Origin of the sequence: Rhodococcus sp. P-2 (assembly GCF_016598535.1) — a bacterium.
Classification (GTDB): domain Bacteria; phylum Actinomycetota; class Actinomycetes; order Mycobacteriales; family Mycobacteriaceae; genus Rhodococcus_F; species Rhodococcus_F baikonurensis.
This window is the reverse complement of record NZ_CP066779.1, coordinates 4,480,681-4,495,369: the sequence shown is the minus strand read 5'-3', so window position 1 is coordinate 4,495,369 and position 14,689 is coordinate 4,480,681. Positions and strand designations below refer to the sequence as shown.

Sequence of the window (14,689 nt, the reverse complement as noted above, 5' to 3'; positions counted from 1 at the left end):
GACTCTCCGTTTGTCGGTTGCCATCGTGACGACTCGATACGCACTGGTCAACCGTTCGGGATGGACAAGGCTTCTCGCACCGTATTCGCCAAGACGACCGAGGCAGGAACCTCGGGAGGCGTCGTGGCAACCAGTCGATTCTTCGTGAGCGCGAAACTCAAACCGTAGTCCGGATCGGCGAACCCGTACGAACCGCCGAACCCGCTGTGGCCAAATGAATTCGATCGTGCGCCCATCGCAATTCCGTTGTCACCCAACAGATAACCCAGACCCTTGCGGACCGGTGCCATGTGGGTTTGATCGTACGCATCGGTTTCCAGCGTCGTTGCCAGAGTGGTCCGCGCTGGCGGGAGTAGACGCACTCCGTCCACACCATCTCCGACCAACGACGCATAGTGTCTGGCCAAGGATCGGGCGGAGGTGATAGCGCCTCCGGCAGGTACAGCTGATGCCTGAATCGACGGAGTGTTGAAGAGCTCCGCCATGATCCGAGTATCGGGGCTCGACGCGGGACCGGTCAGAACTGATTCGTCGTTCGCGAGAACTGCGATACGGTCCCTCACCGAAAGAGGGACGCCGAAGAACAGATCCGTGATACCCAAAGGCTTGCAGATCAGTTCGGTGACGATCTGGCCGAAGGGCTTCCCGTACACGCGACTTACGACCTCGCCGATAACGAATCCGGAAGACAGTCCGCGGTACGCGGTCTCGCTACCCGGAATCCACATGGCTTCAGACTCGGCCAGGCGAGCGCAGGTGCCGTCCCAGTCGTCGAGGTGGAAGTCGTGTGTGATGTCTTGGATACCGGACGTGTGTACGAGGGCCTGTCGGACGGTCGCCTCTTCTTTGCCGTTCTGCCCGAACTCCGGCCAGTAGTCGCTGACCCGTGCGTTGTAGTCGAGTTCGCCGCGTTCGGCCAGCAGATGCACTGTCGTGTACATCAGACCCTTGCTGCACGAGAAGATCGGGAACAGCGTGTCACTTCGCACGGGCGCACTCCGGGTGGGTTCAGTGTGCCCGGACCATGCGTCCACGATCAACTGACCGTGCTGGTACACCGCCACCTGAATACCGAGCTGAGTGTCTGCGGCAACCATTGCGTCGAGCTCGGCTTGAACCACCCGCTGTACGTCGCCAGTCATTTTTCGCTTCCTTGGTGCTCGGCGATCTCGGCACGAAAGTACTCCGAGACTACTGTCGTCAGCGATTCGAGGTACCGTTCGCCGCGTGACGCCAGTGCGGCAAGGGGGTCTCCGAGGATACCGTTCACCGACAGTGCCTTCGTCCCGCCCTCGAACAACGCTGTGGCAGTGTTCTTGTCGAAGAGTCCGAGGAATCCGGGCTCGGCGGCGCTCATGTCGACGAGGTCGGGTCGGAGTCCAAGGACGATCGACGTTTCGAAATCGCCGGCATGAGAGCCGCATGCTTCGGGAGAGATCGAATCCTCCTCGGCCACTGCCTCGAAGGCTGCGAGCACCTGGAGAAGATCAGTGTGCGCATGTACCCGTGTCTCGCCGATCCGGGGTCCGACTCTCTCGATCAGATGCGCGAGGGGTTCGAAGTTACCGCCGTGGCTCGAGATGACGAGGATGTTGTCGAACCCATGAGCGGCGAGGCTGCGAACGTAGTCTTCGACCACGTCGAGAAATGTTGCCTCGCGTAAGGAGACCGTTCCGGCGAAGGCCATGTGGTGCGGGGAAACCCCGAACGCGATGGTGGGCGCCACCATCGTCGCCCCGACCTGTGCCGCGACGGCATGCGAAGTCGCAGTGCCGATCAGGGTGTCGGTGGAGAGAGGCAGGTGTGGGCCGTGTTGTTCAGTCGCTCCCACCGCGAAGATGACGTTGCGGATCCCGTCGTGCATCGCCTCCTGCACTTGCGTCCACGTCATCTCGGCCATGGACAGGGGTGTGACGAGCGTAGGGGACATCAGGCTGTTACCGCCGTCGCAGCGGCGTCGCGACTGGCGATCCGAAGACTGTCGATCGCCAGTGCGGCGATCTTTCCGATTGCCGCGTCCACCTTGCCGTTTCGCATATGGTTGTTCTTGTCTCGCAGAAAGATTGCGACCACGTAGACGTCCCCGTCGCCGAAGTCGACGACGCCCACCTCGTTGCGCACACCGGCCAGGAAGGTGCCGGTCTTGCCAGAGATAGCCGGACCGTCGACGTAGGCTGACGAGAGTCGGTGAGGCGCGAACTGCAGGCCCATCACCCGCCGCACTTCGGCACAGGCTTCGGCGTCGGCAGCCTTGTCCGTCCAGATGAGGCTGAGCAGTTCGGTCATCTCGCGCGGGGTACTGGTGTTGCCACCGCGCGCGTTCAACGACTCGCCCGCTGCAATTGCCGCGGCGAACTCGTCCTCGGGCAAGCCGAACGGATTGCCAGTGGAGGTGTCCTGCAAAGTTGCGTATTGTTCGGTCGAGAGTTCCTGGAGAGCAAGCGAAATGATGCCTTCGCAGTCGGTTGTGATGTCGGTCGAGTTCAATCCGAGCGAGCGGAGTCGGCTCATGATGTTCTCGGTACCGACCATCTCTTGCAGGATGTCGGTGGCGGTGTTGTCGCTGACCTGCATCATGAGTAGGGCCAGGTCCCGTACGGATACTTCGACGTCGTCCGTCATTGCTGAAATCCCGGAAGGCCCGATGGTGCGCCTGTCTGCCGGGACCTTGATTCGGTCGGCCAGTTGCAGGCGTCCCTCGGATGCCTGGGCGGCGACCTCGAGCATGACAGGAACCTTGTAGGTCGAGGCGGTTACCGAACGCGCATCAGCGCCTGAACCGATTTCGAGTTTTCCGTCGAGACTGCGGACGTGAAACGCAACGGTGGCGTTTGCGTCGTCACACACGTCGGCGATGGAGGCGAGGATTCTGAGGGGATTGGTGCTCATGGTTTTCCGTTCGGGGTAGCTGTAGTGGCGGAGGATGTTTCGATCAGGGCAGTGAACTGATCAAAGCGGTGTACTCGAGGAGTGAGTCGGGGCGTAAAGATGACAACGCGCCTCGCCTGAAGGTGTGGAATAGGTCGGAGGCGAGACCGTGTCGCAGATCGTGCCTATGCGCAGGTGACATCTCTCGTGAAAGACGCAACCGCTGGGTGGGTTGTCAGGCTTCGGAGGCTCGCCCACGAGGATGATCCGCTCGCGCACGGCTTCGGAGAACAGTGTCGGCGATGCCGAGGCCAATGCCCGGGTGTACGGGTGCGCGGGGTCGGTCAGAATGCTCTCGGTCGAACCGTACTCCTGAACCTGACCCAGATACAGGACGGCAACCTCGTCGCAGAAGAATCGAACGACTCCAAGATCATGACTGATGAACAGAAAGGATGTTCCGGAGTCCTCTTGAATGTCCTTGAGTAGGTTGAGAATCTGTGCCTGCACCGAGACATCCAAGGCAGAGACAGGTTCGTCGGCGACGATGAGTTGCGGTTTCGCGGCGACGGCGCGTGCGATGGCCACCCGCTGGCACTGCCCACCCGAAAGCTGATGCGCGTACATGTCTCCGTACGACGCACTCAGCCCGGCGCGGTCGAGCAAGTCGTCGACGTCCTTGCGTCGCGCCGAATGCCCGCCTATGCGTAGAGGTTCGGCGACGGCACGCCAGATCGGCAGCTTCGGATCGATCGATGCCCGCGGATTCTGGAAGATCATCTGCACAGATCCCGGGGCTCGCTTGTGAGATGACTTACCGGTGACGCGCTGCCCCAGTATTTCCAGGTTGCCACCGGACGGCTCGAGCAGACCGGTCACGACCCGACCGAGAGTGGACTTGCCGCTGCCGCTTTCGCCGACCAGTCCGAGAGACCGACCTGCCGGGATCGCCAAGTCGACGCCCCGAAGCGCCTGCACGGCACGTCCGCCCAGACGTGTACGGAAGGAATGGGTGATCCCCTCCAAACGGGCTACTTCCCGTGTGGAAACGGATTGGTGTGTAGTCATCGAGGCACCTCACTGGCCGAAACGCGCTGATGCGAACCTGTCATCGGGTGCAGGCAGGCTGCGAGACTGTGTCCACTCCTTTCGAGTTCGGGTGAGCTGGAAAGGCACTCGTCTTCCGCGCGGTCGCAGCGTGGGGCGAAGTGGCAACCGCGCGTTCGGTCAGACAGCGGCGGAACGATCCCTCGTACCGTCTTCAAGCGTCGTGCACCCGAGTTCATGCTTTCCAGACAGTCGACAAGCGCATGCGTGTACGGGTGCTCCGGTTCTCGCAGTACATCGCCCACCGATCCGGATTCGACGATCTTTCCCGCGTACATCACGTACGCCCGGTTACAGTGTTGTGCAACCAGTCCGAGATCGTGCGAGATGAACATCATGGACATTCCCTCGTCTGCGATGAGACTCTGCAACAGATCCATGATTTGCGCCTGCACGGTGGTGTCCAGGGCAGTGGTCGGCTCATCGGCGATCAGCATCGTCGGTTCGCAGGCCAGAGCCATCGCGATGAGTACACGTTGTCGCATGCCACCGGACAGTTCGAAAGGAAACGCACCGGCGACCCGATCCGGGGCCGGAATGCCGACGCGGGCCAACAATTCGCGTACTCGCTTGGCCGCAACGCGTTTGGAGAGCCTGTGGTGGATGCGGACGAGATCGCCGAGTTGTCGTTCGATGCTCACTACTGGGTTCAGCGAGGTTCCGGGGTCTTGGGGGATCATTGCGATGTCTGTGCCTCGAAGCGGCGCCAGCGCACCACGGTCGGACATGTCGAAGCGTCTGCCGTTGAAGACCATCTCTCCATGGGCCGCCAGGGACCCTTCGAGGAGACCGAGTACGGAGTACGACGTCACGGATTTGCCGCAGCCGCTTTCACCGACCAGGGCGACGCTCTCACCCGAATCTATGTGGAAGCTGACTCCGTCCACCGGTCGCAGTGCGGGGTTGTCGGCCAGTGCTACACGGAGATCCGTGATCGACAATAGCGGCTTCGTCATCGGTTGCTCCTCGGGTCGAGCGCGTGTCGAAGGCCGTCTCCACAGACCAGCAAAGTGATGACGACCAGAGCGATGGTGCATCCGGGGACTATCGACATCAAAGGCAGGTCGATGCTGTGTGTCGACCCGAGGGCGAGCATGTTGCCGAGGGACGAGGTCGGTGGTTGGATTCCGAGGCCGACGAAGCTGAGCCCGGCCTCGGCGATGACGGTGAAGGCGAAGATCAGTGTCAGCTGAACCGACACCGATTCGATCATGTTCGGCGTCACGTGCCGAACGATGATGCGCCAGGTCGGAACTCCGCTCACGGCTGCGCTGTCGATGTATTCCTCTTCACGAATCTTGAGCACGACACTGCGGGTGACCCGTGCGAGATACGGCGTGTAGCCCGCAACGAGAGCGATGACCGTACTGGTGACCCCGGCTCCCATCGCAGCGATGAGGGCGAGCGCGAGCAGCAATGACGGCAAAGCCAACCCGACATCGATGAGCCGAGCAATGACGGTGTTCGCAATTCCCCGGGTGAAACCTGCCAGCATTCCCAGCGGCAGCCCGATGACCATGACACCGAACGTCACGGCAGCACTGATGGCTAGTGACGTGCGGAGTCCGAACAGTAGACGGCTCAACTGATCTCGGCCCAAATCGTCGGTGCCGAGGAGATGCTCACCACTGGGTGGGGCCAGGGTCGACGTGAGATCTTGGACGTTGGGGGAGTGCGGCGCGAGAAGAGGCGCGAGCACGGCCGCAGACACCAGTACGAACAGAATGCTCCATGCCACCTTCTGGCCAGGTAAGGAGAGAATGCGGGCCATGAACCGACGCCGCTGACGTGTGTTCGGCGCGATTGGGGAAGACGGGGAAAGCGCAGCCCCGAATGACTCAGTCATTGTCGGTCCTGACTCTGGGATCGATGAAGGAATAGACGACATCCATCAGAAGATTGACAGATACGACGACGATGACCAGTACGAGGATGCAACCCTGCACCACTGTGTAGTCGCGGGCCAAGACGGATTGAACGAGGAGTCGGCCCATACCGGGGACGGCAAAAGCGTTCTCGACGAGTAGCGCTCCGCCCATCAGTGCGCCCATCTCCAGTCCGGCGATGGTCACAGTGGGAAGTAGTGCGTTCCTTAGTGCGTATCGAGAGTAAACACGACGCTCGGGGATCCCGAATGACCTCGCCGTGCGCACGTAATCGGAATTGAGTGTGCCGATCAAGGATGCACGTGTGGTCTCGAAGAGCAGAGTAGACATACCGACACCCAGCGCGATGGTCGGAAGAATCATGTGTTGGAAATGCGCACCGACACCGTCACTGATCGACGAGTATCCAAACGTCGGCAAGACGTTCTGGAACGCGATGATCAACAGGAGTGCCAACCAGAAGCTGGGAACTGCGATACCCAGCGTTCCGACCAGTCGCACACTCCGGTTCGCGCGATCGCTGGTGAACCTCGAAGCGAGGACGCTCAGTGGTACCGCCACCAACAATGCGAAGGCAAGTGCGTACATACCCAGTTGGAGTGTTACGACGATGCGGTCGGACAGCAAGGTCGTCACGGAGTCGTTGAGCACCAAGGACTTTCCGAGGTCGCCATGAGCCGCTGCGGACAGCCAGTCGAAATACTGGACTACCACCGGCTTGTCGAGGCCGAGTTCGGAACGTATTCGTGCGATCTGCTCAGGACTGACGGACCCGCCGGGCCCGCTCACCGTGCGAGCGGGGTCCCCGGGGATCGTCCGAAGAAGTACGAACATCAGGAAAGTCGCGGCGAGTCCGACGATTCCCAGTTGCGCGGCGTTGATCAGCAAGGTTCGCGCGATTCGCCGCAGCCGGCCGGACGAGGGGGCGGGCTCTCTCACCTTCGGCGGCCTGTCGTAATCAGGTACCGCTTCGATCACGCTCACTTGGCGAGCCAAACCCTCGAGAGCGGATTGGTGCCACCCTCCGTGAATTCGTATCCACCGACCGACGGACTGGTAGCGGCGATCTTCTGCGGGTACACGGTGAACGCCGCGTAGGCCTTGTCCGCGATCAGCTTGGATGCCTGCTGGTACATCTGTGCGCGTAGTTGCGGATCCTGTTCGCCGCGAGCGGCGTCGAGCAGCTTGTCGAGTTCAGGGTCGTTGATCGAAGAGGCGTTCAGATCGCCCTTACTGTGGAACAAAGGGTAGAGAATCTCGTCGGGATCGACGGTCGCCGTGGTCTGGCCGCTGTTCATGACCGTGAAATTCTTTGCTGTGTAGATCTTCTGAGCCCAGGATCCGAACTCCTCTTTGCTCAGGTCGACTTTGACGCCGATGTTCTGGAGCTGTTCGGCAACCGCATCCGCTTCTGTCGAGAACGGGGCCTGGGTGAAGGTGCTGAACGGAACCGTCGTGCCGAAGTCGAAGTTTCCGTTCTTCAGGAATTCTTTTGCCTTGTCTGTTGAAAAAGTCTGTGAGGCAAGGCCGGAGAGGTCCGAGTACGCATCGCCGATCTTCGGGCTGAGGGGTCCACTCGCCGGATCGGCATAACTCTGGTAAATGCCCTGTGCAATACCGTCACGGTTGATCGCCGCAGAGAATCCACGGCGGACGTCGACGTTGTCGAATGGCTTGACCGATTGGTTGAAACTGACGTAGTTGAAGGTATTGCTGATCGACGTCTTGATGACCGAGTTGCCTCGGCTTTCGACTTGCGCGAGTTGGGCCGGTGTCACACCGAGAACATCGAGTTCCCCGTTGACGAATGCCTGCATCGAGGTGGTCGGGTCCGGAAGGATCGAGATCTTGATCGAGTCCAGGTAGTTGTCGTCAGCCCAGTACTCGTCGTTGCGGACGAGCCTGATGTACTGACCGGTCTTGTACTCCTCGAACTTGTACGGACCGGTGCCCACCGAAGCTTTGAACGGATCGGTCTTGGCGTACTGCGCCACGGCGGTGGGGGACATCATCATCACCCGTCCACGGCGTAACGAGGCGACGAATCCGCCGGCCGGAGCCGAGAGATTCATCGTTACTTCATTGGGTGCGCTGACCTCAACCGATTCCAACGACGGAGGCAGATTCGCACCCGTTCCGTTCGGGTCGAGCAATCGATCGAGATTGAATTTGACGGCTGCGGCATCGAACGGCGTTCCGTCGGTGAACTTCACACCATCGCGGAGGGTGAAGACGTATTGAGTGGGGGATGTCTGCTTCCACGCCGTAGCGAGTTCGGGTACCGGCTGACCGTCCTGGAAGTCCACCAATCCGTTGTAGGCGAGGGTGGCGATCGATGCCGTGCCCACCGACGTGACGGCCATTGTTCCCATGTCGAACGCAGGTGCAATCGGTTCTGCGCCGATCGAAACTCGCAGTTCACCGCCCCGCTGCGGCTCGCCGGTGGGCTCGAACGAGGTACCTGCGTCCTTTGCTGCGCCTGAACAACCACCGAGGATCAGTGCGAGTGCAGTTGCAGTTCCGACCAGAGCGGTACGCCTCGAGAACCGCGTCATTGTTTTGTCCATCAGATCCACCTTCGGGCCGTTCGTTTGGAACGGCGGGTTCGTACGGAGCCTTGCGAGGATGCATTAGGTGTAATACCTTACCGATTGGTTGTCAAGGAATTTCAGTGAACTAGCCCTGAAGTACACCCCGAGAAACGGAATCGAAAAACGATGGAAATCGAAGATCATGCAGTGGCTCCACACATCGACCTCGCCAGACTCGACTCGCTGATTCCGGTCGGGGTTGCCGTCGCAGCGGTGGCCGGTGCCATCACCGAACTTCACGAGGGCAGGCTCGAACAGCCGCCGCGTACGGTTGTTGCGGACGGCCAGTTGCTCGTGATGTCTGCGCTGCATCGGACCACCCGCGACGCCGTTGTCAAGACGTTGACGATCTACGACATCGACGGAAGCAGGCGCATCGAAGGCACTGTGCTCTGGTACGACGGAGCCACCGGACTTCCGCGGTTCAGCGTGGAAGCCCACCGGTTCACCGCGCTGCGAACCGGTGCGGTCTCCGGCGTGGCAACGGACGTACTGGCGCCAGAAAAGGTCCTGCGTCTGGCGATCCTCGGCTCCGGCGCCCAGGCTGCGACGCAACTTGATTCCTGCTGCGCAGTAAGAGAATTCGAGGAGGTTTCGGTGTACAGCCGGACTCTCGTCCATGCACGACGATTTGTCGACGAAGCAGAAGTGCGGCATCCAGGACTCCGGTTTTCCGTAGCAGGGTCGGCAAACGAATGCGTCGAAAATGCTGACGTGGTGTGTTGCGCGACCGGCGCCACGTCACCTTTGTTCGACCTGGCGGCACTCCCGGAAAACGTGCACGTCAATGCAGTCGGATCTTTCCGTCCGTCGATGACGGAGCTTCCTGCCGGGCTCATCGATGCTTCGACGGTCACCGTCCTCGACGACATTGCCGGATGTCTGGAGGGGTCGGGTGAAGTCCGATCGGCAATCGCGCGGGAGTTCCCCATCTCCGACCTCCGATCACTGGGCGCAGTAATGGAATCCGGCGTGGAGCGTCACGGTCGCACGGTCTTCAAGTCGGTCGGGTGCGCAGCACTCGACTGGGGCGTCGGCAAAGCGATCGCGGACAGACTGGAGAGTGTCGTGCTTTCCTGAGTGATGACCAAGGCCTGCCCCAACGATTCGCTTGTCGGGACAGGCCTTTCGGTGGTGTGGGCTCGAACTGGGACGTGCGCTCTAGTTGGTCGCGTCTTTCTGGATCAAGAGCATCGCGTCGTCGACCGGATCGAAGTACAGAGCCGGGTCGGCAACCAGTGCAGCCTCGTCACCATGAGTTTGCATGGTGACAACCCAGGCGCGATCCTCGTGTTCGACATAGTAGGCACCTGCAAGGACGCCGATGGAGCTGCCGCCCTTGAATCCGCCGTAGGTGAACCATTTCGCGGACTCCTCACTGAGCGCCGGATCCTCGGCCAGTATGTCTCGAACCGGTGCGCCGGTCTCGGTCTTCGCCATCTCTTGTAGCGAGACCAGCGCGGCACGCAGGTCCGCGGGCGAGGCGAACCAGTCGATGTCGAAAGGCCATGCGGGGGTGGTGAATGCTGACACAGGAATGTCCACCAGGCCGCCGGGTAGTGCCGCCAGTATTGCTCGACGCTCGTCCGGGGTTCCGTCGCGCCAGGCGACACGTTGTGCGCCATCGTTGCCCCAGCCGAGTTGGAACAGTGCGCGGGTCGGCTTCAGCGGAATATTGAGCGAAGGATCCGCCATGCCCATCGGGGTGAACTCGGCTTCGACCTGCTCGCGCCCGACAGCAGCGATCAGCATGTCGGTGGCGGTGTTGTCGCTGATCGAGATCATCTTGCCGGCGGTTTCCCGGACCGTGACTTCGGTTCCGGACGGCAGGTCCTGCATGGTCCCGCCTGGCATCGACTTGAGGTCGTCGGTGACGGTGAGCTTCTGATCCCAGGAGAGTGTCCCGTTCTCGACAGCCGTCGCAACTGCGCCGAGAACGTACAGCTTGATCGTTGACCCTGTGGGCTGCGGTGAGGTGTCGCCGACGCCGAAGACCTCGGCGTTCTTTCCGCCGGTGACTTCGGTGACGGTCAAGTTCGTCGGCGCGGGAAGTGCTTTGACAGCTGTTTCGAGCTCTTGCCACGATGCGGCAGGCACATGATCGTCTTTGGCCGGCGTGATCGCCATTCCAAGGACCAATCCGTTGCCGTCGACGACGACGTTGATGTCGAACGCGCCGCCGGTGGCACTGGTGATGGAAACGGTGCCGTCGGTATCACCTCCCGTGTAATTCACTGGTGTCCAGGGCTGTCCGGCTCGGATGGAGTCGAAGTCCGGAGGCGTCAGGACGACGGGTGCGGTGGGTCCGAAGTGCTCGGCGATTTCTTCCTGGGTCAATGGCGTGCTCGTGTTGAAAGCACTGAGAAGCCAGGTGATCTGCTTGCCGACGGAGCTGTCGGGGATCGTGACTGTCGCAGGTGTATCGGAGGTGGAGCTCGTTGTGCTGTTCTCAGAGGTTTGTGCAGAATCGGACCCGGAGGTACATGCAGCGAGGGCGAATACCGCTGCGGAGGCAAGTGCCACCAGCGTGAGCGGGCGACTCTTCCTGCGTGTGTGTTCGAGTTTCATGGATTCATTTCATCAGCGTTCTCTTCGGCGCGCGTCCGTCTGAGGTGTAGACATACTCAGTCTGAAGTACTGAATCGGTTCATCCTCGAGTACCGTCAACTCCTTGTGGTGGTGACACGCATGTTGAAGCTGGACAATAGGGAGAAATGCTGCACCCGAGTAACTTTCGTGATGACTGCGAGATTCAGTTCTTGGTTGCGGCCAGGAAAGTGGGCTGCGTCGACAGTGCGGCGATCTCTTCGGGGAGATCAGGAATCGGGCGATCATACAGATCTGCCAACTCGACCGAGTTGAAGCGTCGGACGGTCCAATTGTGTTCAGTCAACCACTGACCCGGATCGGATCGTTTGTCGCTGTAGAACAGTTGCGAAATGTCCAGGTCTCCGAACGGACTCTGGGCAAAGTACTTGGATCTGATGGCCGCCAGCTTCTTCGGGTCCGTACCGGCCGGAAAGTCGTTCACTGCCAACCGACTACCGGTCGCCGAGAGTTCGTCGATCCGCTCGAACAATGCATCGTGGGCAGCGCCGGGGAGGTACGCGAGCAGGCCTTCTGCCGACCAGGCAGTGGGGTCGTTCCGATCGAAACCACCGCTCTCGAGCGCAGTCGGCCAATCGTTGCGCAGATCGGTAGGAACTGTGCGTCGATCGATTTTCGGCTGGGCATCGCGCGCAGTGAGCACTTCGGCTTTGAACTCCAGCACCTTTGGTTGATCTACTTCGAAGACTGTCGATCCTGGGGTCCAGTCCAGTCGATAGGCGCGCGAATCCAACCCTGCCGCAACGATTACCGCCTGCTTGATTCCGGATTCGGTTGACGACAAGAAGAATTCGTCGAAGAACCGGGTTCGCAACCCCATGAAACCGCCGAAGGGGGTGTCGTCGAGGAGCGCGGGATCTTTCAGAAGAGCTGTGAAATGCGGCTCCGCTGCGGCTTCCACGAACCACGATGCGAATTGGTCCTCGATGATCGCGTCCGTGCGGGTGCTTTCCAATGCGCGGAACGTCGCCACTGCCAGCGCAGTGAGTCCGACACTACTGACGATGTCCCACGTGTCTCCATCGCTCCGCATTGCCTGGGTGTCCTTCCGCTCTGGGTGACTGAGCCGAACTCTCTCGACTTTACGCCCGAGAGACCGCTTGCCGCCTGGAACGGAACGGTCGGAACTGGGGCGCGGTGCGAGCAGCGCGTCAGTGCCGGAACATTCTGTAGTGCAAGGCGTTCGGTTTGAAGTAAGTCCTGCCAGGCATCTGCCAGGGTAGTGCCAGTGGACGGCCAGGATGCAGGACTTCACTGGTGTGTGCCCCGTTCGGGACAGCCAGAGAGAGTCTGGAGAAATCTTCGGAGAAGGGATCGATCATGGCTCGACTATTCACACCGGAACAACGTAAGAAGCACTTCTGGGCCAAGCTCGCAGTGACGGGTGCGGTCTTGACGGTACCGATAGCCGTGCTCGCCGCGCCGGCCTCGGCGGATACGGTGAATCATGATGTAACGCAGACTGATAACAGTTGGTACGGAGATCAGGGTGGCGATCACTCGCACGATTGGGACCATGGTGGAAACGGCGGCTGGAACCAGGGTGATAACTGGAATCAGGGCAACGACTGGAATCAGGGCAACCAGAATCAATGGCAAGGCGGGCAAGGTCCGGCACCCGCGCCGACAGTGAACCCCTTTGCCGGACTGTTCGGTTCCAGCTGATCGGTCGTCTGCACGACGAATTTCGTTTCGAGACAGAGAGAATGTAAGCCCATGTTGCAGGAAGGCGCGCTCGAGGTGTTGGCCGCCGCGGCACGGAGCGGTAGCAATGAAGCCATGGCCGATTTGTACGCGGCGTTTCGTCCGATGGTTGTGCTGCGGTGCCGCGCCGAGCTTGATCGGACTGTCTCCGACTCCGCCGCGGATGCCTCGTGCCTCGCCGTTCTCGAGGCAGTGCGCGACGGATCGGAGTTGAATCAGCCTTTCCTGCGGTTGCTGTATGCGAGAACGAGCGTCGCGATTGCCCGGGCGGCATCCGACGGGTTCAGTGGCGGGCCGCTTGCATCGCCAACGGCCCTTCCGGTTGTCGAACGCGATGTCCTGGTTCTGCGTCTGATCGTCGGCCTCGGCACCGAGGCGACCGCAACATCGCTTGCCCGTACGACGGACGAGGTGTCACTCGACCTGCATCGAGCGCTGCAGCGACTGCGAAAGTTGCCCTCCGCGAATGCAATCAGGGAAATATTGACGCCGATATGAGGTGCCCGGCGTGTGTCAGAAGACGAGGAGCGAACAGAACTCTGCGTTACTGGCCGGCGATGTACTCGATCGACGGTCCCGCAGTCCAACCGCCGTCGACGGCGATCTCGGAACCTGTTGTGTACGAAGCATCGTCGGAAAGCAGGTAGGTGACTGCACCGACCAACTCCTCCGGGCGACCGACGCGTCGATACGGATTGTTGGGGAATGCGCCTTCTTCGAGGCTGATGCCCGTCGGTGCAGTCATGGGTGTCAAGACCATGCCGGGGTGAACCGAGTTGACTCGGATCTTGTCGCGACCGAGTTCGACGGCAGCGATCTTGCTCAGTCCACGCACGCCCCACTTGGCCGCACCGTACCCGCTGGTCAGAGCCATGCCCATCAGGCCGGCAGCCGAGGAGATGTTCACGATGGATCCGCCGCCTGCTGCCTTCATGAACGGGACCACCGTGTGGATGCCGGTGTGTACGGACACGAGGTTGATCTGGATGATCCGCTGGAACGTTTCGAGGGGCTCATCGGCGACCGTCTGGCCGGACGCGGAGATCCCGGCGTTGTTGACCAGACCGTTGATGGCGCCGAACTCGGACACGGTGAACTCGACGGCAGACTTCCACGACCCTGGGTCGGTGACGTCGAGATGAACGTAACGCGCTGCGTCGCCGAGAGATTCGGCTACTGCTCGACCGTCGTCGTCGAGTAGGTCGCCGATGACGACGCGGCCGTTACCCGCGACGATGCCGCGCGCAAACGCCTCACCCAGGCCGCGTGCGCCGCCGGTGACGAGTACGGTTTTTCCGGAGAGATCCTGAGTCATGATTGTTCCTTACCAGTTGGATGTGAGAGATACGATGTCGAAAACGCGTCGAGTGCGCGGTTGATTGCCGCGGGCGCCGGGGTTCGGTGGTCTGCCATTTCCCGTAGTGCTGCGACCACCGCGAGCGTCGCCTGACCCGCAGCTGCGGTGGTGTCGAGCGAGGTTTCCGGCCGATCGATCAGCCGGGCCACTTCGGGGCGAATGAGTTCCATCGTCTCGAAAGTCGCTGACTCCCAGACTCTCCGGAGTGCAGCGTCACTGAAGATGATCGGCATCAGTGACCGTGTCATGGCCTCGAAAGACTCGCCGACCGAGGCGACGAAGGCGTTCCGGACAGCCGGCGCAAGTCCCGAATCGCGTGGCTGCTCACCGAGTGCGGCGGCGAGGCTCCGGTTGCCGTCGTCGAGCATCGGCCAGATGCTCTCCTCTTTGGTGGCGAAGCAGCGGTAGAACGTGCGCTCGGAGATTTCCGCACGCTCGGCGAGTTCGGCGATTGTCGTCGAAGTGTCGCCGCGTTCGACGAAAGCGGCAGCACAACTCTGCGAGACGCGGAGAAGTAGTGCGGTGCGGCGGGCTGTTGCCATATCCGCACTGTACCAAAAGTGGCAGAA

The 14,689-nt window shown here is 61.0% G+C and carries 15 protein-coding genes; 3 read left to right on the top strand and 12 right to left on the bottom strand.

The window, feature by feature from the left end; translation table 11 throughout:
- Positions 1-47 precede the first annotated feature (47 nt).
- Genes I7X09_RS21175 through I7X09_RS21140 form a run of 8 tightly spaced genes read right to left on the bottom strand, consistent with a single transcriptional unit; the run spans position 48 to position 8,428 of the window.
- Positions 48-1,142, bottom strand: coding sequence for a serine hydrolase domain-containing protein (locus I7X09_RS21175; RefSeq protein WP_200313520.1), 1,095 nt, complete (start codon positions 1,140-1,142; stop codon positions 48-50).
- Complete coding sequence (locus I7X09_RS21170; protein ID WP_234036654.1) at positions 1,139-1,930, bottom strand: creatininase family protein; 792 nt, start codon at positions 1,928-1,930, stop codon at positions 1,139-1,141. The genes I7X09_RS21175 and I7X09_RS21170 overlap by 4 nt, the downstream gene beginning before the upstream one ends.
- Positions 1,930-2,889: a serine hydrolase gene (locus I7X09_RS21165; RefSeq protein WP_200313517.1), complete on the bottom strand. Its 960-nt coding sequence runs from the start codon at positions 2,887-2,889 to the stop codon at positions 1,930-1,932. Before I7X09_RS21165 ends, I7X09_RS21170 begins: the two co-directional genes overlap by 1 nt.
- 60 nt (positions 2,890-2,949) lie before the next feature.
- Positions 2,950-3,936: an oligopeptide/dipeptide ABC transporter ATP-binding protein gene (locus I7X09_RS21160; RefSeq protein WP_234036653.1), complete on the bottom strand. Its 987-nt coding sequence runs from the start codon at positions 3,934-3,936 to the stop codon at positions 2,950-2,952.
- On the bottom strand, positions 3,933-4,931 hold the full coding sequence (locus I7X09_RS21155; protein WP_166813348.1) for an ABC transporter ATP-binding protein: 999 nt from the start codon (positions 4,929-4,931) through the stop codon (positions 3,933-3,935). Before I7X09_RS21155 ends, I7X09_RS21160 begins: the two co-directional genes overlap by 4 nt.
- Positions 4,928-5,821: an ABC transporter permease gene (locus tag I7X09_RS21150; protein ID WP_200313515.1), complete on the bottom strand. Its 894-nt coding sequence runs from the start codon at positions 5,819-5,821 to the stop codon at positions 4,928-4,930. Before I7X09_RS21150 ends, I7X09_RS21155 begins: the two co-directional genes overlap by 4 nt.
- Complete coding sequence (locus tag I7X09_RS21145) at positions 5,814-6,845, bottom strand: ABC transporter permease (protein WP_200313513.1); 1,032 nt, start codon at positions 6,843-6,845, stop codon at positions 5,814-5,816. The genes I7X09_RS21150 and I7X09_RS21145 overlap by 8 nt, the downstream gene beginning before the upstream one ends.
- Positions 6,842-8,428, bottom strand: coding sequence for an ABC transporter substrate-binding protein (locus I7X09_RS21140; RefSeq protein WP_200313511.1), 1,587 nt, complete (start codon positions 8,426-8,428; stop codon positions 6,842-6,844). Before I7X09_RS21140 ends, I7X09_RS21145 begins: the two co-directional genes overlap by 4 nt.
- 150 nt (positions 8,429-8,578) lie before the next feature.
- Here I7X09_RS21140 and I7X09_RS21135 point away from each other — a divergent pair, with 150 nt between their 5' ends.
- Complete coding sequence (locus I7X09_RS21135) at positions 8,579-9,532, top strand: ornithine cyclodeaminase family protein (RefSeq protein WP_200313509.1); 954 nt, start codon at positions 8,579-8,581, stop codon at positions 9,530-9,532.
- 81 nt (positions 9,533-9,613) lie between these two features.
- On the opposite strand, the gene I7X09_RS21130 is transcribed toward I7X09_RS21135, so the two are convergent.
- Positions 9,614-11,020 (bottom strand): serine hydrolase, encoded by a 1,407-nt coding sequence (locus tag I7X09_RS21130; RefSeq protein ID WP_200313507.1) that lies wholly within the window; start codon positions 11,018-11,020, stop codon positions 9,614-9,616.
- 184 nt (positions 11,021-11,204) lie between these two features.
- Complete coding sequence (locus I7X09_RS21125) at positions 11,205-12,092, bottom strand: SAM-dependent methyltransferase (protein ID WP_200313505.1); 888 nt, start codon at positions 12,090-12,092, stop codon at positions 11,205-11,207.
- A 287-nt stretch (positions 12,093-12,379) separates the two neighbouring features.
- Between I7X09_RS21125 and I7X09_RS21120 the strand changes: the two genes are divergently transcribed.
- Together I7X09_RS21120 and I7X09_RS21115 are read left to right on the top strand one after the other, a co-directional pair.
- The gene (locus I7X09_RS21120; RefSeq protein WP_200313503.1) at positions 12,380-12,724 is read left to right on the top strand and encodes a hypothetical protein; all 345 of its coding nucleotides are present in this window, start codon (positions 12,380-12,382) and stop codon (positions 12,722-12,724) included.
- A gap of 51 nt (positions 12,725-12,775) precedes the next feature.
- Positions 12,776-13,261 carry an RNA polymerase subunit sigma gene (locus tag I7X09_RS21115; protein ID WP_200313501.1) on the top strand — a complete coding sequence of 162 codons (486 nt, stop codon included), beginning with the start codon at positions 12,776-12,778 and terminating at the stop codon, positions 13,259-13,261.
- Between the two features lie 46 nt (positions 13,262-13,307).
- Here the strand turns inward: I7X09_RS21115 and I7X09_RS21110 are convergent, their stop codons facing one another.
- A complete protein-coding gene (locus I7X09_RS21110; protein ID WP_095971327.1) occupies positions 13,308-14,078 on the bottom strand; it encodes a glucose 1-dehydrogenase in 771 nt (256 codons plus the stop codon).
- Complete coding sequence (locus I7X09_RS21105; RefSeq protein ID WP_166813330.1) at positions 14,075-14,662, bottom strand: TetR/AcrR family transcriptional regulator; 588 nt, start codon at positions 14,660-14,662, stop codon at positions 14,075-14,077. The genes I7X09_RS21110 and I7X09_RS21105 overlap by 4 nt, the downstream gene beginning before the upstream one ends.
- Positions 14,663-14,689: the final 27 nt, after the last annotated feature.